A 19935-nucleotide genomic window follows, 5' to 3' on the forward strand; every position below is an offset into this window, starting at 1 on the left:
GGGCTAAGCCAGCATGCACGCCTGGTCGCGCTGGCCAGCGCGCAGGACCGCGCCTTGCCTGAATCGCTGATGGCCGAAAAATTTAGCGGCCGCGAAGCGGTCAATGAATTGTTCGCCTTCGATGTCGATGCACTGAGCGTGTCGACCGATCTTGAGCTTGACCTGTTCATTGGCGACGAACTCACCATCTCCCTGCTGCAGCCAAACGGCAGCCGGCGCGCGTGGCACGGCCTGTGCACGCAGGCCTCATGGCTCGGCGCCGACGGCGGCGTGGCGCGCTATCGGCTGCGTCTGGAACCGGCCTTTTCGCTGCTGCGCCATCGCCGCGACAGCTATATTTTCCAGGACAAGAACGCGCAAGAGATCATCACCGAACTGCTGGCCGACTATCCGCAGGTCCGCTTTGAATTTGACGTCACGCAGGCTTTGGCGCAGCGGGAAATCTGCACCCAGTACCGTGAGAGCGACCTGGAATTCATCACGCGCCTGCTGGCCTCGGAGGGCTTGAACTGGCGCTTCGAGCATGACCAGGCAGGCGACGACGACGCGGCCGGCGACGGCCAAGCCAAGCACAAGCTGGTCATCTTCGACAGCAAGGCGAAAGCGCCGGCCACACCCGGCGGCGACACCATCCGCTTTCACGGCGTGCGCGCCACAGACACCGACGACGCAATCGACAAATTCAGCGCGCGGCGCCAAATGCAGGCCAATGCGGTCAGCATCAGCAGCTGGGATCCATTGCAGCTGGTGGCCCCCGCAGCGCAACAGCAGTCCAGCCTTGACGCTGGCGAACTGCCTGCGCTGGCGATCTATGACGGCAGTGGCGAGCGTATTGCCAGCGACAGCGGCGCGGCCGACCCGCACAGCGCCTTGATGCTGCAGGCCCTGGAACTGGAGAACAAGGTGTTCGAAGGCGCCGGTGCAGTGCGCCGCCTGGCTGCCGGCCACGCCTTTACGCTGAGCCAGCACGAGCGCTATCCGGACGCTGCGTTCACTGTCCTCTCGGTCCGCCATGAAGCGCGCAATAATTTTCAGTCGCAGGTAAAAGGTGCGGCCGATACGGGCGTCGAAGCGGGCACCTACCGCAATACCTTTGCCTGCGTGCGCGATGTGGTGGCGATCGTGCCGCGCATGATGGCAGACCCGCACACCAGCACCGCGCTCGGCCCCCAAACGGCGCTGGTGGTGGGACTGGGCGACGCCATTTCAACGACAGTGCGCGACCATCAGGTCCGGGTGCAGTTTGCCTGGCAGCGCGGCCAGGGCGCCAACGCCGGCGGCATGGGCCACAACACCGACAGCAAGGGCAATGCGCCGGGCGACGAAACGTCCGGCACCTGGGTGCGCGTGGCCGAAGCGCTGGCCGGCCCCAACTGGGGTTCGCAGTTCACCCCGCGCATCGGCACCGAAGTGCTGGTCGACTTTATTGAAGGCGCCATGGACCGCCCGCTGGTGGTGGCCCAACTTTATACCGGCGCGGACGCGCCGCCGTTCGCGGCCGGCGTCGATTCGGGCGCCAACCACGCGGGCGTGCTGTCTGGTATCCACAGCCATAATTTTGACGGCGCCGGGTTCAATCAGTGGCAGCTGGACGACACGCCGGGCCAGGTGCGCACGCGGCTGGCAACCAGCACGGCGGCGACCCAGCTCAATTTGGGTTACCTGATCGCCCAGCAGCCCTCCTCCGCCCAGCGCGGTGCGTACCGGGGCAGCGGCTTTGAGCTGCGCACCGACGCCTGGGGCGTAGTGCGCGGCGGCGAAGGCGTGCTGTTGTCGACCACGGCGCGCGCGCAGCAAGGCAGCGGCGTGACCTCGACCCAGCTCGATACCGAGCAGGCGCTGTCGCAGTTCCACAGCGCGCACGATCTGGGCAAACTGCTGGGCGACACCGCCAGCGAGCAGGCTGCCTTGTTCAGCAAGGAAGCGGCCAAGGCGCATGAAGCATTTATCGAACAGATTGATCCCAAGGCCAAGGGCAAGCATGAGGGCGCGGTTGGCGGGCAGGATGCTAGCAAGGCCAAGCCAGGCGAGCGCGAGCTCGATAGCGAGCTGCCGGTGGAAAAGTTCGGCAAGCCGATCGTGCTGATGGACGCGCCAGCCAGCATCAACTGGGCCACGCCGGCGTCGACAGTGGTGTATGCAGGCGAGCATTTGCAGTGGACGACCCGCTCGGACTTGCACATGACGGCCGCGCACACGGTGTCGGCGGTGGCGGCGAACGCGGTGAATTTATTCACGCACGCGGGCGGGATCCAGGCGATTGCCGGCAACGGGCCGGTGTCGATCGACGCGCAAAGCGATGCGTTGGAGATCCTGGCAGACAAGGCGATCACAATCATCTCCGTCAACGACTGCATCGAGATCAAGGCCAAGGAGAAGATTGTGCTTCAGGCCGGGCAGTCTTCGATCACGCTGGAAGGTGGCAACATCACCTTTTCTTGCCCGGGCAACTTCACGGTCAAGGGTGGCCAGCACCTGTTCGATGCGGGCGCCTCGAAAGCGGCCGTGTTGCCGGGTCAGATTACGCAACTCAAGTCGATCAAGCCCACGGAAGAGCTCAAAAAAGGTCCGCACGTGATCAGTGTACTGGCGCACAGTGCCGAGGGCGCCGTGCTGGCAGATGCGCTTGTTACTTATTTCGATCCCAAAGCCGGCACCGAGCTGGCCAAGCGGCCGGTGGCCGCCAGCGGCATCACGAGCGAATATGTGGCCGACCATAACCAGCCTTATCAGGCACTTGTTGGGTATGAGGGTTGGACAGCTCACTTTACCGAAATTAAGGATGCGGACGAGGAACCGGAACCATACGCGGACGCAGGCGAGCTGGTTGAAGATCGCGCAGCGGAAAATATTTAAGGAACAACAATGCAAACTCACAAAGTCAAGCCGACTGAAACCTTGTGGAGAATTGGTCGACGGTATGGCAGGACGGTCGATGAGCTCGCGCGTGCCAACCACCTCAAGGGCAAACAGGTACACTTGCTGAGGATCGGTCAGATCCTGGTTATCCCCGACAAGGGCGAAGCAGTCCCCGATACTTTCCTGGCAATCAAATTCGGTGGTCTCGACCACAAGGCGTTCACGCCGAAAAAAGTCAAGGTGGAACATGACGGCACTGTGGTTGACCATGTGCTTGACGAGCTGGGCATTCTCTCACTGACGATCAACGATCACGCGCAGGGCCTGAAGATCTGGATCGAGGACCTGACGAAAAAAATGGTCCCGGTCGTGGACCGTCCGACTCTCCCATTGGGCAAGTGGAACGTGGCCGTTGATTCGCGCACAGTCGCGATTAAGGGCAATTTGCAGCCGAAGGCAGGGCCGCCGGCGAGCACAACGGCAGCTGTGAAAACAGCAACCACCCACAATGCGCAGCAGACTGGCGGCACGATTGCCGTTGAACAGACGCGCGCGGAGGCAGGTAAGCCGATTCACGCCTTGGCTACCATATATACCGAACAAAACCTCCGCCTCTCCAGTGGCAACGAACCTTATCGCGCCCATATCATTGCCGCGGCAAAAAAACACGGACTAACCCCGCAAAGCCTGGCGGCGCTGATCAATGCCGAAGCGCGCTCCGTGCAAGGGACTTGGCAGGCAAACTCCAATGCGGGCCATCCTGACCGCGCCCAGGGCTTGTGTCAATTTTTTCCTGCCGCGTGGAAGGACGTATTTAAATGCAGCACGTCGCTAATTCATGCCGAGTGCCAAAGCCTTAGTCCCACCGACCTGCTGCGCAAGCGACTCGATGCGCGCTATGCGATCGATGCCGGAGCGACATTCGCGGCCGAAAATCTAAAGAACTTTGGAAAGGCGGTAGAACGCGATATCGATGGACTGCTCCCGGAAGATAAGGCGAAATTGGCGTACCTGCTGCACCACGATGGCCTGAAGGGCGTTGGACGCTTGGTGGGACTTCATCCAGCCCTGACGGAATCGCAAGCGCGATCCGTACTGGCACTTCAGCTCGGTGGAGACATGGACCGTGTGGACGCCTTGATCAAACGCTACGACGACAACGTACTGAATGCCTACAAAGGCTGGCTCTACGGCTACATAGACAGCAAGATTAATGTAGGTGCATTCCTGGTTCAAGACACGCAGAAATTCGCCAAGGCACCACGCGGGATCGAAGCAATCTTGTCGACCATTAACCAGCTCGCCGCAGTCCCAAAGCCGGCGCCGCGCACACGCGCACGGCATGCCACCGCACCGGCTGCACACGCCTCCCCGTCACATCCTGCCCCGGCCCAGGCGACACCGCCAGCCGTGGCCAAGCCGGCGCCAAAACCTGCTGCGGCGATACCGATTGCAACATCGGCGCCCGCCCCGACATCGACGGCGCCAGTAGCACCTGCACAGGCTGCGACTGTGGGTAACGACAGCATCTGGTTCGACCCCTTGGCCACTTGTACCATTCGCACCGTCGGTATGGCGACCATCAAGTCCGCCATGTTTAATGGCGAGCGCCACTACAAAGGAAAAACGAGTCACCACCAAGGCCTCGATTTGGTCGCCGAACCTGGCACGGACATCCGCGCCGTTGCCGACGGCAGGATCATTCACTGCGCAATGCCTGGCGGCGACTATGGTACGGCGATCATCCTGGAAGTCGGCATTCACGATCTGGCCCCGCACCAGTTCCAACAATGCCAACTCTTGAATCCGGGAGAACAAAAAATCGGCTGTTTTTACGCGCACTTGAGCGAAAGATCGGCTGCACACAACACGTTCGTTACTGCAGGTACGGTCATCGGGAAAACGGGCTGTACTGGCAATGCGTCGAGCATGAAGAAAGTCTCTAAAGGGGCACACCTTCACTTCGAAGTGCGTAAGAAACCGCAAGGAAAAGCGGGCAAAGGTCTGGGAAACCGGCTCGATCCACTTCCATTCCTTCACAACTGTACGAATGACTAGCTTACTGCCATGAAAAATATCACATCCTTGTTGCTTCTCTGCCTGTCAACCACAGCGTGCAACGCGACTGACGCTACCGCAATTGCCAAGGTGGCCAAGCCACAAGCAAGACCAAGTGCTGCGGCTGCGGAATGCGCCAGTGGCGACGCGTGCTCGAAAATTGGTTCTGAGGATACGCAAATGATCCTTGTCGAGCAAGACAGGGCGCGGCGCAAGGGCATTTCAGAAGCCGGCAGCGACCGCCAGCGATGGTCAACGCCGATTTATTCCGATTCCACACGCCCCGATGACCTGCAGGTAGCGCTTGTCAAAGCGTCGGGACTGGCCATGCGGTTGGCCCCCAAGCTGGGCATACTTTATTTTGAAAAACCGGGGAAGTCACATGGCTTCAAGATCGCCGCAGCGCCGGGCGAACCCGGCGCAATGTGTCCAAAATATAACTTCAGAGTGATTTCTGCGTCGGAACGCCATGCGCTCATCGGCATGAATTGCCCAGCCTTCGAGTACAAGGTCAATCGGTCCTCCATGTCGTCCGAGTATATTCTCTACGATGCGCAGACCGGCACGACAAAATCGATCTGGTTCGCGACAGCGGGCAAAGGCGAAAAGTTTCCCTATGCAGAGCCAATACCTGACGTAAAGGTCGAGAAAAATGGCTACAGCTTCCAGTGGACCGGCGTGTTTCCAGGCAGCCCGGCGGGTGTCAACACCACCATCAACAACAGCTATACGGTCGCGCACGATCCGAAATCGGGAAAGAATTATCTGCAATGCAGGGACCTCAGTTTGCCTAAGCAGGAGCAGGTGGACAGCGAGGCATGCCAAGGCTTGATTCTTTACGCGTTGCCAAACAACAAATAAGTTTCTTGCAGCGCCCGGGGAATCGGTAGCGATGCCGATGCTTCAACATGGCGGTCAGGCAGGCTCTCGGCGTGTTTGCGACGATGCAAAATCATCCGTTTGCCCCTACCTGCAATTAAAAGATAACGTGACAGCAGGGGTCATCAACAGCGCTCTGTGACCGCTGTCAGTTAATGCGCATGAGACGCTGACCGTGAATGCCCCATTTGCAATCGACACCATCCGAGGTGCCGCACAACACCCAGCCAGTACCGATCTTTTGCACGGTCACTGCCGATTTCAACTCGGCGGCGAGCTTTTCAGCCCACATGCTGGCCGATCCCTGGCCCTTGAAAAGTTCATTGCCTTCGAAAATCACGGTGGCGTCAAATACGGATGCGGTAAAAATTGTCATTGTTTCGGTCTGCTCGGGATAAGTAAGATGATTGCGTGTCGCCGGTCCTGTTCAAACGGTCCGGCAAGCACAGTTGGCGATCAGTGTCGTTTCAGCCCGTTGCGATACATTCCGGGCCTTATGCCCCGGAATTACGTATCACGTCGCTGACTATCCTGGACGAATCGTGAACCTGGAACACAAGGCAGGATTGTATCGTATGCTCGCGCCACCAACACCAAAAATGCCCCCCAGACCAACCACGCATACGATTATCGCGGCGCCTCGCTCAGGTGCAGGAAGTAATCAAGTATGTGAAAGTGATCTTCGTAAAACTGCTCCTCCATCCCTTTCAGCTCGGCGATTGGCACCCATTCCACCAATGCAGCGTCGTCCGCTGCTTCCACGCTCGGCAGCGAATCGCTCATCAGCTTGAAGTAATGCGCATGCGTGATCGTGCGCCCGCGCTGGCTGCGATCGGGGTGATCGAACACGCGTACGTCGACCAGCGCGCCCTCCAGCGTTGATTCAAGGACGGCCAACTTGGTTTCTTCGCCCAACTCGCGAATCGCCGACTGCAAGAGCCGTTCGCGCTGCTCGACAAAACCACCCGGAACGGCCCACTGCCCCTTTCCCGGAAAGCCACCGCGCTTAATCAAAAGCACATGGTCGGCGCACGTGACCACGGCATCCACCGTCGAAAATATGGGCGCATACGGGGCCTTGCTCCATGCCGCCTTGTATTTGCAGACAAAGCGGTGCTCCTCGGCCAACCCGGCGTAAAACGGCAATGACGACCAGGATTTCAGGTATTGCCGAATCGCGACCGGGACGACTTCGTCGAGTACGTTCAACGATACATCGAGGTCCTCGGCTTCAAAATAAACGCGCCGCACATCGGTCGCGTCGATCGTGCTGCTGGCCTCTCTGGTCACCATCTGCCATTGGGGAAAATGGTTCAGGTAATAGCTGGAAGCATCCTTGAAATGCCCCACCAAAGCCACCTGGGTGGAAGCGTTAGCCTGCGCATGCGCGGCAACTGCCTTGCGCACTTCCTCGGCCCAGCGATTATCGTCGTAATAATCGCGCACGGCGACAAAGGAAACGCGCTCGCGGTCCGCGTGACTCAGGCTAGCGCCTATCATCGATGCGCGTTCCTGCCACGTGAACGGATTTTTTGCATTGCGCGCGTGGAAGGACGAACCAAGAACGATCACAACTGTCGGCGCGGTTGCCAGCGCAGTTTGCAGCAATCCCGCATGGCCGCGGTGAAAAGGCTGGAAGCGCCCGATAAGAACTGCTACATCCATTGTCTAGCTCTCTTTCATGAGTACTTTGCCGCGATCGGCATTTGCCGGCCGCTGCCAAATGCGCGCGCACGCACGCGGATAATCGGTGGCGCCTGGCGCCGTTTATATTCGTTGCGCGAGACCATGCTCAGTATGCGCCGCAGCAGCGCCGCACCATTGCTGTCAGCGCCCAGCTGGTCGACAAATGCCCCGGCCGATTGCGCTTCCTTTGGCGGCAGGCGATGGCCTTCAATGTGCCACTTGAGGATCTCGTCAAGCACCTCGTACGGCGGCAGGCTGTCGGTATCTTGCTGTCCCGGCGCCAACTCGGCGGACGGCGGCTTGGTCAGCACCGCTTCAGGAATGATCTCGCGTCCTGCATGCTCATTGATATGGCGCGACAAGGCATACACTTCGGTCTTGTACAAGTCGCCGATCAATCCCAGCCCGCCGTTGGTGTCGCCGTACAAGGTGCAATAGCCGACCGATATTTCGCTCTTGTTGCCGGTCGTGAGCAATAAGGCGCCAGATGCATTCGAATACGCCATCAAAATCGTACCGCGTATGCGCGCCTGCAGGTTTTCCAGCGTCAGCCCTTTGAGTGGCGAATCGAAGGCGCTTTCAAAGCCGCTGCCGTATTCACCCACCAGGTCGACGATTGGATGCGTGTACAAGGCAATGCCAAGGTTCGCGCACAGCGCCACCGAATCGCTGACCGAGCCTTCACTGGAAAAAGCCGACGGCATGGTGATGGCGACGACATTGTCCTTGCCAAGCGCTTCGACCGCCAGCGCCAGCGTCAATGCCGAATCAATCCCGCCGGAAGAACCGACCACCGCCTTTTTAAAGCCGCAGCGCCGTGCATAGTCCTGCAGGCCGAGCACAATCTGGCGCCGCGTAAAATCGGCAACGCCCGCACTGTGCGCGACCGGCGCGGCGCCAACAATTTTACCGGCTTCAAAATCAATCACCTGAAAGTGTTCGACGAAAGCCGGTGCTTCAAAGGCCAGGCCCTGCGATGGCGACACGGCAAACGAGGCGCCGTCGAACACCAGCTGGTCTTGTCCGCCGACCTGGTTGACATAGACGATCGGCAGATTGTTCTGCACCGCCGCCGCGGCAAACAGTGCGTGGCGCTGTTCGCGCTTGCCGATATTGGACGGGCTGGCGTTAATACTGACGACAATATCGGGCGCCCCGGCGCGCAGCGCGGCAAACGGGTTGACGGTGTAATCGCGCCCGTCGTTGTTCCAGCCATCTTCGCATATCAAAAATCCCACCCGGTATCCGGCCACGCCGAGCATGCAAGCGCCTTCCGGCCCCGGCTCGAAATGGCGCCGCTCGTCGAAAATGCCATAGGTGGGCAGCAACTGCTTGTAATATTCGGCCACGATCTCGCCGTTGCGCAGCGCCAGCAAGGCATTGAACAGCGGCTTGCCCGGCCCCGTATTGCGGCGCACGGTGCCGACGATGGCGACCAGTTGCGGGAAGCGGCGCGTAGCGTCCAGCACCGCCGTCAAGGCACGCTCGGCCTGTAGCAGGAACATGTCGTCTTCAAGCAAATCCCCCGGATAGTAGCCGCACAGGGACAATTCGGTAAACACCACCAGGTCGGCCAGCGCGTCGGCCCCCTGTTGCATGGCGTCGACAATCGCCGCAGTATTGCCTTCAAAGTCGCCAACGGTGGGATTGAGCTGGGCCAGCGCAAGTTTTAGCATGACGCGCCCTCTTCCCGGCCCGACTCGTGATGGAATACCTGGCGCAAGTAGGCGAGAAAGGTCTCGTCCTTGCACAGCGTTTTGCCAGGAGAATCGGACAGCTTGGCGACCGGCTGGCCGTTACAGCTCATCAGCTTCATAACAATATTGAGCGGTTTGACGCCGACATCATTCGACAAATTGGTGCCGATGCCAAAGCCGGTCATGGTGCGGTCCGCAAAATGGCGGTACAGCGAAAAAGCCGTCGGCAAATCCAGGCCGTCCGAAAACACCAGGCGCCGCGTATGCGCGTCAAGGCGCAATTTGGCATAGTGCGCCAGCGCTTTCTCGCCCCAGATCACCGGGTCGCCCGAATCGTGGCGCAGGCCGTCAAAGAGCTTGGCGAAATACAAATCAAAATCGGCCAAAAAGGCATCCATGCCCACCACGTCCGTCAGCGCCGTACCCAGATCGCCGCGGTATTCCTGCACCCATTCTTCCAGCGCCGCTTTTTGAAAGTCGCGCAGGCGCACGCCAAAGGATTGGAAGCTTTGCAAATATTCATGCGCCATGGTCCCGATCGGCACCAGTTTGTATTTCATGGCCAGGTAGACGTTGGAGGTGCCCTTGAAATACTGCGGCACTTCGCGCGCCAGCGTGGCGACGACTTCTTCATGCCAGGCGCCCGAAAACCGGCGCCGTACGCCGAAATCGAAAAACTCGAAGGGATGGCGCGACGATGGTTCTTCGGAAAACGCGCGCAGCAGGTCAAGCTTGGCAGCGAGGCGCTTGCGGCCTTCGGCCAATGCGCTGGCCTGGTCAAAGCGCCGGAAATACAGCTCGTTGACGATATAGAGCACGTAAATTTCAAATCCCATCACGTGCACTTGCGGCCCGACTGCGCGAATGCGCAAGGTCTCGCCTTCGGTCTCGACGCTGACAAAGCGGCGCTGAAAACGGAACACCGTCAGGAAGTCGGCGAAGTCGCTTTTAATGAAGCGCAGCGAACGCAGGTAGCCGATTTCGTCGAGCGAAAAGGCCAGACTGCACAAATGATCGAGTTCGCGCTCGACATCGGCCTTTAGTTCCGACAGCGGATAGGCAGGTTCATTGCGGCACACAAAAGCATATTCGGCCTGCGCGGACGGATGCCCGTGCAGCAAGGCTTGCCACATCGTGAATTTATATAAGTCGGTTTCAAGCAGGCTGCGGACGATGGGGGTCATTGTGGTGTTTGTCATGTTGGATTAACGCTTGGCGTTTTCGATCAGTTCGGCCACCACATCGCTGGCCTGGGCGATCTGCACGCCCCGTTCGCGCATGGCGCGAATAAAACCTTGATACTGTTCGTCGAAACCGGTGACTGAACTCATGCAGTCGGTAACCAGCACCAGCTTGCCCAGTTGGGCTTGGTCCCAATTCTCGACAATATGCTCGGTGGTGGCCTTGACGCAGTGGCTGCCCGCTTCGCCGGTGATATACACCTGGTCGGCATCGCTGAGCATATCGATAAACTCGTAATTCATCTGGGTGCTGTCGTCGGCGGCGTCGGGCACTTCGGCCTGGATGGCCGAATAGTGTTCCGTGAACGGGTTGGTACCCTTGGAAATCTTGTTTACGATCCCGAGCGTACTTTCCTCCCAGCGGTTATAGGCGGCGCGCACGTCGGCGTGCACGTTATGCCCCCACGAACCCATTTCGCAGTGCGTGGGCCAGACCATCAGGTTGTAGCGGCCAGCGGACTCGAGCGCGTCGAGGTAGGCCATTACCCGCGGCAAGGCGGCGCCGTCACGCGGCGAGTATTTGCCTTGCACCACTTCAGCCTTGGTAATCTGGGTGAACGGATTGACCGGTCCCTTGGCCGAGTCCATCCAGAACGTGGGATGCGCGACGTCGATGCGGTGGTGCGAGTCGAGCGTGACGCTGATGCCCGACAAGCCCGCGCTGCCGCGGTTGATGACCTCGGCAAGCCGAAGCATGTCGGCGTGGGCGCCGGGTACCGGCAACGCGGGGGCCACGTTTCCCCCCGCCCCTGCGCTTGACGGCAAGTATTCCTTCGGCAAATCGCAGAAGTCGTTCTGCGGATCGATAATGAGGAGATGCAATTTGCGCTTCATGGCCTTGTCCTTTTAGAAACCGTAGGACAAGCATAAACCACTTATTTTGTTTTTGCAACTAAGTATGCGACAAAGTTTCAAAACAGGACCATGAAGCATGTTTGCCCGAGGGTCCCTGTGCACGAACGGAAAAATAAACGCTGCGTGGGAACCGCTCAACAAGTGAGCTTTTGCCGCAAGTTCATCGAGATGGACAGCTAGGACCGGTTGAGGAATGCCTTGAGGCCACGTGCGCGGATTGACCGGCGCACGCTTATTGTCTGAAAGTCGCTGTCAGCAACGCATGATCGCGCTGAAACGACGCCAATAAGGTCAGCGGCTGATGCGGCTAAAGTAGCTTGAGCTGGTGCTTTCGCGGGCATCCTTCATGCGGTAATCTTCCTCGGCACCAATGCCGGACCTGGCGTCGTCATTCTTGTGGCGCTCATCGCGCTCGCGCTCGACTTCGCGGTCCAGACGGGAGCTTGACGTGCTGCTAAACGTGCTGTGGGACGTGCTGTTGGACATTTTCATGGCAGTCCTCACGCAAGGTTCCTTGGCAACACACGTGTATGCATGGCCAAAGCGACATAGCTGCGGACTGTGGCGATGGCGACAACGACGACAACGAGGGATTTGGTGCAAAAAGTTTTCATGGCAAGTTCATTCAGTGTTCAATAGCATCAGTATGTCCAAAGAATTGATTACCGTATGTTCGGCCGACCACATATACGGCAGCGCCGAGCAACAGCTGGCGCACTTCGCCACTCCCCATCAGATCGACACTTGCATGCCGTGATCCACCTGCGCCACGGGGCCAGCGATCACTTTGGCAAGCACCTTTCCTGCTGCCACAGCACCGGCGAGATCGTCGACCAGCGTCGTCATCGCCGTGTCCGAAGCAATGGTTATCAGGCAAATCGCGAGGTTTCTTCCGCTCTCCTTGGCCATGTACATGGCCACGTCAGCTACCTTGAGCGCGTCTTGCCACGGTTGCCCCGGCAGCAAGGGATACGACACGCCACCCGCTGAGACCGTTACGGGGATCGACTTGCCCTCGGCCACGACCGGTGCGCTGCCGATGACCTGCAAAACGCGTTCCGCCAGCACCGCCATGCCTTCGGCCGATGTTCCCGGCAACACCAGTACAAATTCTTCGCCACCCCAACGCACCACCACGTCATGCTGGCGCACCAGCCCCAGCAGTCGCTGCGCGATCTCGACCAGCACCGCGTCGCCGGCAGCGTGCCCGAACGTATCGTTGATGTGCTTGAAATGATCGACGTCGAGCAGCATTAACCCCACCCCGGCGCTATAGTTGCGGTCGCGCGACTTGCTGGCCAGCAGCGCCTCATGCTGGCTCATCAAGGTCACACAGTGGCGCCGGTTAAAGGCGCCCGTGAGCGGATCATGCACCGACTGGTCGCTGAGCACTGCATTGCTGTCTTCCAACACACGGTTGCGCGCCCGGGAACGCTTGATCATCAACATCAGCAATGCGCCACCGAGCGCCAGCGCCAGCGCTGCCGTCGCCCACAGCCGCTGTTGCCAGACGCGCGCGTCGACCTCGGCCTGGCGACCGCGGCTTTCGAGCGACAGGCGCAAGATTTCATTGTCCTTGCGCTCGCCAGAAAATTTCTCCTGGGCTTCGGCGATGGCTTTTTCGCGCTCGCGCAGCGTTGCTTCGTCCTTCAGTTTGACGTAGGCGTGCAAGGTCGCCAGCGCGTCCTTATGCCTTCCGGCACGCTCGTAGCCGTCGGCCAAGCCTCGGGTGGCATCCATGACGTAACTCTTGGCGCCCGCCTTGTTCAGCAAGACCAGCGCGGTTTGCAAGGATTGCACGCCCTTGTCGCTCTCGCCAAGTTCGATCTGGGACTGCCCCAGCGAAATCATCACCACGCCTTTGGCCACCGGCTTGCCCTGCTGGTCGGCCAGGGCGATCGCTTGCGTGGCCAGCTGCACTGCCTGCTTGTACGATTTCTGCTCGTAGTGATACTCCGCCAAATTAACCAGCGCGACCAGCTCGGAGTCGCCCAGTCCGGGATGCTCGCGGGTAATTTTCAGCACATCGTTCAGCGCTTGCAACTGCTTCGCATGCTCGCCCTTGAGCGAATGGATCCAGGCGCCGTTGGCACGGATGTAAGCCATCATGTAGACGTATCCAATCCGTTCGGCCAGCGCGAAGGCTTCTTTCGACAGACTTTCCGCGCGCACCAGGTCGCGCCGGCCGATGTTGGCAAGCATGAGCACGTTGAGCGTACGAACCTGCTCGGCCGGGTTGGCCGTGCTCATGGCCAGTTGCGATGCGACCAAAGCTTCTTCGATGGCGCGCGCATGCAGCCCGACCGTGTCGTAGTGACCGGCACGCACGTAGTGCACTGCTTGCATCAGATTGGCATCTGCGCTCGCGATCGCTTCAAGCTTGCCCACCAGTGCTTGCGAGGCGGCCGTATCTTGCCCGCGGATAGCCTGTTGCGCCTGGCGGACCGTTTTGTACTGGCCGCAGGGCACGCACTTTTCATCCGTTGCCATCCGCTCCAGTTCATCGAGCTCGACCTTGACCAGCGCCGCATTTTCGGCCCCAATGTAGAGCAAGGCGAGCTGATTGTGATAGCGCATGCGCAGCTCAACTGGCGCGCCGGCAAGGTCGCCGCGCACCGCCGTGAGTGCCTCGACAGCCAAGCTCGGCGAAATAAAGCCGTGCTGGCGCTGTCGCTCCAATACCTCGTTGATGGCGTTGGGCGCAGCAATGGCGGGCACTGTTATGAAGAGCAAGGCAAACAACAGCGGGTTGAACTTTGTCATGGCGGCCCTGGTAGCGCAAAGCGGGTTGCCCGCGCAGGATGAACGAGCAGTATCCTTGCCGCATAATCTGGTGTCAATCAGCAACGTGACGTGCGTTGCATGCGCGACAACTCAGCAGCAGGCAAACGGCGTATTGTTGATTCTCTTGCCGAGCTGCGCATGCGGCGCCTACACCCCGAACACCTTGAGCACCGAATCGGTCAAGCCTTCCAGCCCCCGCCCAAATACGCCCTTCCTGGCATCGGCCGGCAGCGCTTCTTCGTACACGCAAAAGCCCACCTCGCCATCGAAACGGTCGTTCAGCAGCGGTGCGCGGCCGAGCAGGTACGGCAGGAAGGTCTGGCAGCGGCTGGTGGAATACGCGGTGCTGGTGCTAAACCCCAGCGTGGCCGCCTGGCTGATCACGCGGCCATGGTCCACCGCGTCCACCCGCACCCCGCGGCAACCCTTGACGATCAGCGTCACCGGCCCGCTGAAAACCAGGTAGCGCAGCTGCAGCGTGAGCCACGCGTGCAGGCTCCCGAGGCGCCAGTAGCGCTTCATGTGCAGCGGCTGGTCGAGCCGGTGGATGACGCCCACCAGCGCGCGCGGCTGGAACACCATCGACGAGCCTTCGGGCAAAGTGAGCAGCGCGATTTCCGCCAGCGGGTCGCGCGCGGGCGAAACCACGATCGCCGCCGGCTGCGTGCTGACGATGCGGGTCAGCGCGAACAGCCCCGCCGCCAGGCAGGTAAACGGGTTGGTCCAGTCCAGCATCCAGCGCGTGCTGGACGCCACCGTCACCGCGGCGCTCTGGATGCAGGCCGACTGGATCAGCATTTCGTCGCCCTCGCGCAGCGTAACGACGGCCGACGGCGCCGAGCTGTTGCCCAGGGCCGTGGCGCGCCTGCCTCCCGCTGCGTGGATCTCCAGCAGGCCGCTGGCGTGACGGTCCACGTAAAACGGCGCCAGGCGCTCGGCCAGCGGCGCCAGCAGGTAATAAAAGACGACCTTGATGGCAACCGGCACCAGCATCAGCGAGAGCAAAATCGCGCCGGCGGTGGGCGCCACTTCGCGCACCGACTCGGCCATTCTCCCCGCCCAGTTGTCACTGGCGTAAGCCTCGCCGACCGAGATCGCCCCGCGCAACTGGCCCATCGCCGCGTCCAGGCGCGCATCGTTGACAATGAATTGCAAGCTTGCCCTGGGCGCGCCGATGATGCTGAGCGCATTTTGCTGCAAGGCCACCGCGCTGGCGGCGGCGTTATTGGCGCGCACCAGTTCGGCCTCCTCCTGCACCAGCCGGTCGCGCATGCCAAACTCCACCGTGCCCGGCAGGTAGGAGCGCCACAGGCTGTTGACGCGGATCCGGCTTTGTGCGCGCAAGTTGTCGTTGAGCGCATCATAGGCGGCTACGTGGGCCGCGTGCAGCCGTGCCAGCGCTTGCATGGCTGCGTCCCGGTCCACGCCGGCGCGCGCTGCCGCGCGCAGCGCCACCAGGTAGTCGCGCTCCTGCGACAACAGTTCAATTTCCAGCATGCGGCGCGACTTGGCCACCAGGCCCTGCATCAGCTGGCCGCTGTCGGGCAGGCCGAACGATAGTGCTTGCGCCTCCGGCTTGGCCGAGAGCGCGGTAATCTGCTTGCCCAGCGCATCGATATGGGCGTCGAGCGCCTCGGCCGACGCCTGCCCGAGACGCTTGACGCGCGCCATCGATGCTAACTTGAGCTGTGTGCGCTCGCCGCCCAGGTGCTGTTCGCCGCCGGCTAGCAGCGCCAGGTCGCGCCGGGCCGCATCAAAGGCGCGCCACTCGCTGACGATGTAGCGGCCCGCCAGCAGCACCGTCACGATCAGGCAGAACGACAGGGCGCCGCGCACCAGGAAGCGCAGTGAGGTGCTCAGAACGCCGTTCACAGCGGCAGCGCTCTGGCCGGGCAGGTACTGTAAAAGATGGCAAAGCAAGTGCAGCGCGCCATGGGGGCGCACGGGAACGCGGCGCCCGGCGCTGCCCTGCGTCGTGGAGATCTCGGCTGCATCGCTGTCCTTTCAGGTTCGGTGCGCAATCGTAACGCATTTACTGCGTATCCTGTCGCGCCGCCGCCCTACAGCAGCCAGTCGATCGGCAGCAGCGACATCAGCTGCACGCTGCCGCGCTGCCACAGGGTGGCCCCGGGCTCGGTCTCGTGCCAGGTCTGGACCCCGGCGGAACTGCGCTCGAGCCAGCGCAGCTGGCCTTGGGGCGTGAGCTTGACCTCGTAGGCGAGTGCCAGGATCTGCTTGTCCAGCACTGCCGACATGCGCTGCGCCATCGCCGCACTGTCGATCACGAAGCCCATCTCGGTGTTCAGATCGGCCGAGCGCGGATCGAAATTGAACGAGCCGACGAACATGCGCGACTGGTCCACGGCAAAGGTCTTGGCGTGCAGGCTGGAGCCGGAACTGCCGCCCGGGCCGCCGCCGCGCTTGGGCTCACCCTTGCGCGGCCAGGTGCGTTTCAGTTCGAGCAGCGTGACGCCCGAGGCGACCAGCTGCTTGCGCCAGCGCGCATAGCCCGCGTGCACCGCCTTGACATCGGTCGCTTCCAGCGAGTTGGTCAGAATGCGCACCTTGACACCGTTTTGCGCCAGCAGCTCGAAGCGCGCCGCCCAGTTCGCACCCGGCACAAAGTACGGCGACACCAGGTCGACCTGGCGCGCCGGCTCGCCGAACTTGGCCGGCAGCTGGTAGGCCAAGCCCGCTTCGGGCGCGCCGCCCAGCACCTTTTCGGGGTCGTCGCTGACCAGTTCCACAGGCACCCATTCGAGCGGCAGCGTCTGCTGCGTCAGTTCGGCCGCAAAGGTGGACGCGCGCATCGCGTCGAGATAGGCGCGCGCGACCGGCTCGGCGGCGGCGCGCTCGTAGCGCGCGTGCAAAGCGGCCGCCGCTTCCGGCGCGACTGGCGTGAGCAAGGTGGCCGCGGGATAGGCCGAGCGGCTGTTCCAGTAGCGGTCGAAGTCCTTCTCCACCGCCGTCACCACCGCACCGACGGCCAGGATGTCGAGGTCGGCGAACAGCACCTGGCCGGTGGCGTCGAAGTATTCGTCGCCCACATTGCGCCCGCCCACGACGGTGGCCTGGCCGTCTGCCGTGAACGACTTGTTGTGCATGCGCTGGTTCAGGCGCTTGAAGTCGGCCAGCAGACCCAGCGTGCGCGCGCCGCGCAGCACGTAGGGATTGAACAGGCGCACTTCGATGTTCGGATGGGCGTCGAGCACGGCGAGCGCCGTGTCCAGGCCGGCGGTATTGTTATCGTCCAGCAGCAGGCGCACCCGCACCCCGCGCTCGGCGGCGGCGCGCAGTGCGCGCAGCATCAGCATGCCGGTCGTGTCGTTGCGCCAAATGTAATACTGGACGTCGAGGCTGCGCTCGGCCGCATCGGCCATCATGATGCGCGCCGCAAATGCGTCGCGCCCGTCGAGCAGCACATTCACACCGCTCAGAGCGCTGTGCCCGGCCGCGCGCGGGGCGATCGCGCGCCCGATGCGCGTGTTGTCGTCGTGCGCCAGCGCGCGCGAGGCCACGCGCCCATCGAGCGAGGGCAGCGCCGTACAGCCGGCCAGCACGGCGCAGCATCCGGCTGCGGCCATTGCCATGGCGGGGAGCCGGGCGCGGGATGTGGCCGGTCGCGTCGTCAAGCCATCTTCGTGTTGCTGATCCATTGCTCCGCCTACAAGTTGAACGCATTGTGCAAGCCTTGCCCGCCTTCTGCATGATTCAATAATATTAACAAATGACAACTGTTTATGTTAATGATTTATACCGCAAAAGCAAGTCTTTCGCTGCGAGGATAAACGCAAACTAAGGGCTGCGCATTGCCCCCACCAAAGTGCCCGGGCGATTGTTGGAAACGCGCCGGCATTGCCGTCGATGTCGCGCGCGTGAAGCGCTCTTCCCGCTGCCTCGTGTGCCGGCGCGCGCAGGTGTGGATGGAAAAAAATAACGTGTGGAAACAACCGCCTCCACTTGTGATTCAGATAATATCGTCTAAAATACTGCTCACATTGCGCCCCGGCTTGCTTGATCAGTCCTTGCGCTCCCTGCGCTTCTGCCGCCCCCCCCTTGCCCGCAACATACATGAAGCCAGCCCAGATCCTTGCCTCGCTCTCGCAGCTTGATCACCAAAAACGTCCGGTCACGCTGGTGGCGATCGTGTTCTTTTCGCTCGTCTGCCTCTCGCTCGGCGGCATGCAGGGCTGGAGCGTGTACAAGGCGCGCAAGGTCCAGCTCCAGGCTGCTACGCTTTCCGCGGCCAACATCACCCAAGCGCTGGGCGACCATGTCGGCCACGGCCTCGACTTGGCAGACGGCATCCTGAGCGACCTGGTGGAGCGCATGCACCTGCAGGCCGAGCTGAGCGATACGGAGTCACTCACGCGCTATCTGGCCGAACGCACCCGGCGCGCGCCCCTGCTGCAGGCGCTCGCGCTGTACGACGCCAAGGGCGCCCTCGTTCCAGGGTTGGCCAATCCAGGGTCGGCCAACCCAGACGCCACAGAAATCGTGCGCGAGCACCTCGCGCACCACGGCGCAATGGCTGACGACGCGCTGTTCATCGGGGCGCCGGCGCGCGCGCCCGGCAATGGCGCTTGGATATTGCCGCTGTCACGCCGCCTGACATTGCGTGACGGTAGCTTTGGCGGCATGGCGATGGCGACGATCCGGATCGCCTCGCTGCGCGACTTTCCCGGCCAAGTTGACATCGGCGCCCGGGGCAACATGCTGGTGGCGCTTGAATCGGGTCCAATGGTACTCTCGCGCCCCCAGAACGACCTGGACGTAGGCAAGGACATGCGCGCCAATCCCGCGTTCGTGCTGTGGCGCCAGCAAAAAGGCGAACCGGGCGACGCCATCCTGAGCGTGGGGGCCGCGGCGCAGGGCGGCGACATTATGTACAGCTATCGGCGCGTGGCCGGCTACCCGTTGATGGTGGCGCTCAGCCGCCCGACCGACGACGTACTGGCCAGCTGGTGGGACAGCGCCTACCTGTCCACGGCCGGCGTGTCGCTGCTGCTGCTCATTCAACTGTGGCTTGGCATCCGCTTGTACGGTCAGATCGCGCTGCGCGACCGCCTGGAAAAAGACAGGCGCAGCCTGCAAAAGCTGCTGGTCAAAAAGAGCCGCTCACTGCGGCGCCAAGCCTTCAAGGATGCGCTCACGGGCATTGCCAACCGGCGCCAGTTTGACGTGCGGCTCAACTGGGAATTCAATCGCGCGCTCGATGAAGGCGCGCCGCTGGCGCTGGTCATGCTGGACGTCGACCATTTTAAGAAGTACAACGACCGCTACGGACACCCGGCCGGCGATGAATGCCTCAAAGCCGTGGCCGGCTGCGTCAGCGGCGGTCGCCGCCGAAGCGACGACATGGCGGCGCGCCTGGGCGGCGAAGAGTTTGCGATCCTGCTGCCCAACACAGGGCTGCGCGGCGCGATTGCCGTGGCCGAAGCCATTCGCAAACGCGTGGCCACGCATCAGATGACGCATGTGGCCGGTTCCTCGCACTGCGTCACGGTCAGCTGCGGCGTCCATGCGCTGGTGCCGGTGGAGGGCATGACAGCCGCCGAACTGGTCGACGCCGCGGACCGCGCCCTGTACCTTGCCAAGACGAGTGGGCGCAACCGGATTCGCGCCGAAGGCACGATACCGCCAGCGGGCGGAAAGCGGCTGTCGCTGGTGGTGAACAAGTAAGGGCACGGGCAGCACCGGTAGTAGCAACACTGGTACTGCCAGCGCCGGCACTGCCACCGGCGTTAACGCCTGTTGCTAGTGTAGTGCGTCAAACAGATTGAAGCTTATTAAGTTTGGCACGAGCGCGCGTGACTTTGGCAAGAATGTCGGTCGCTTTCGCGGTCCATATATACGGTTTCGGTGCCATATTATGT

At 61.5% G+C, this 19935-nt stretch carries 13 protein-coding genes; 4 read left to right on the forward strand and 9 right to left on the reverse strand.

All coding sequences use genetic code 11. The annotated features are described in order from the left end of the window. The 3 genes from ACP7D4_RS26465 to ACP7D4_RS26475 all read left to right on the forward strand — a co-directional run. The coding region (locus tag ACP7D4_RS26465) for a type VI secretion system Vgr family protein (protein WP_426212304.1) at positions 1-2856 on the forward strand (2856 nt) is incomplete at its 5' end. A gap of 9 nt (positions 2857-2865) precedes the next feature. Then, complete coding sequence (locus tag ACP7D4_RS26470) at positions 2866-4917, forward strand: peptidoglycan DD-metalloendopeptidase family protein (RefSeq protein ID WP_426212305.1); 2052 nt, start codon at positions 2866-2868, stop codon at positions 4915-4917. 9 nt (positions 4918-4926) lie between these two features. Further along, positions 4927-5778 carry a hypothetical protein gene (locus tag ACP7D4_RS26475; RefSeq protein ID WP_426212306.1) on the forward strand — a complete coding sequence of 284 codons (852 nt, stop codon included), beginning with the start codon at positions 4927-4929 and terminating at the stop codon, positions 5776-5778. A gap of 166 nt (positions 5779-5944) precedes the next feature. Here ACP7D4_RS26475 and ACP7D4_RS26480 read toward each other — a convergent pair whose 3' ends face one another. From ACP7D4_RS26480 to ACP7D4_RS26520, 9 genes are all read right to left on the reverse strand, one after another. Next, positions 5945-6172 carry a hypothetical protein gene (locus ACP7D4_RS26480; protein WP_426212308.1) on the reverse strand — a complete coding sequence of 76 codons (228 nt, stop codon included), beginning with the start codon at positions 6170-6172 and terminating at the stop codon, positions 5945-5947. 251 nt (positions 6173-6423) lie between these two features. Then, complete coding sequence (locus ACP7D4_RS26485; RefSeq protein WP_426212310.1) at positions 6424-7461, reverse strand: bifunctional nicotinamide-nucleotide adenylyltransferase/Nudix hydroxylase; 1038 nt, start codon at positions 7459-7461, stop codon at positions 6424-6426. A 14-nt stretch (positions 7462-7475) separates the two neighbouring features. After that, the gene (locus tag ACP7D4_RS26490; RefSeq protein WP_426212312.1) at positions 7476-9158 is read right to left on the reverse strand and encodes an NAD+ synthase; all 1683 of its coding nucleotides are present in this window, start codon (positions 9156-9158) and stop codon (positions 7476-7478) included. Then, complete coding sequence (gene pncB / locus ACP7D4_RS26495; RefSeq protein ID WP_426212313.1) at positions 9152-10363, reverse strand: nicotinate phosphoribosyltransferase; 1212 nt, start codon at positions 10361-10363, stop codon at positions 9152-9154. The genes ACP7D4_RS26490 and pncB overlap by 7 nt, the downstream gene beginning before the upstream one ends. 21 nt (positions 10364-10384) lie before the next feature. Beyond that, positions 10385-11254, reverse strand: a complete 870-nt coding sequence (locus ACP7D4_RS26500; protein ID WP_426212314.1) for a cysteine hydrolase — start codon at positions 11252-11254, stop codon at positions 10385-10387. A gap of 312 nt (positions 11255-11566) precedes the next feature. After that, the gene (locus ACP7D4_RS26505) at positions 11567-11767 is read right to left on the reverse strand and encodes a hypothetical protein (protein ID WP_426212315.1); all 201 of its coding nucleotides are present in this window, start codon (positions 11765-11767) and stop codon (positions 11567-11569) included. Between the two features lie 240 nt (positions 11768-12007). Beyond that, positions 12008-14038, reverse strand: coding sequence for a diguanylate cyclase (locus ACP7D4_RS26510; protein WP_426212317.1), 2031 nt, complete (start codon positions 14036-14038; stop codon positions 12008-12010). Between the two features lie 168 nt (positions 14039-14206). Beyond that, complete coding sequence (locus ACP7D4_RS26515) at positions 14207-15931, reverse strand: hypothetical protein (RefSeq protein ID WP_426212319.1); 1725 nt, start codon at positions 15929-15931, stop codon at positions 14207-14209. A 188-nt stretch (positions 15932-16119) separates the two neighbouring features. After that, positions 16120-17715, reverse strand: coding sequence for a phospholipase D family protein (locus ACP7D4_RS26520; RefSeq protein WP_426102079.1), 1596 nt, complete (start codon positions 17713-17715; stop codon positions 16120-16122). A gap of 415 nt (positions 17716-18130) precedes the next feature. Between ACP7D4_RS26520 and ACP7D4_RS26525 the strand changes: the two genes are divergently transcribed. After that, entirely contained in the window at positions 18131-19741 is a 1611-nt protein-coding gene (locus ACP7D4_RS26525; protein ID WP_426212321.1) for a diguanylate cyclase, read from the forward strand. The last annotated feature ends 194 nt before the right edge of the window (positions 19742-19935 follow it).

It is taken from the genome of Massilia sp. TWP1-3-3, assembly GCF_049897805.1.
GTDB lineage: Bacteria > Pseudomonadota > Gammaproteobacteria > Burkholderiales > Burkholderiaceae_D > Telluria_A.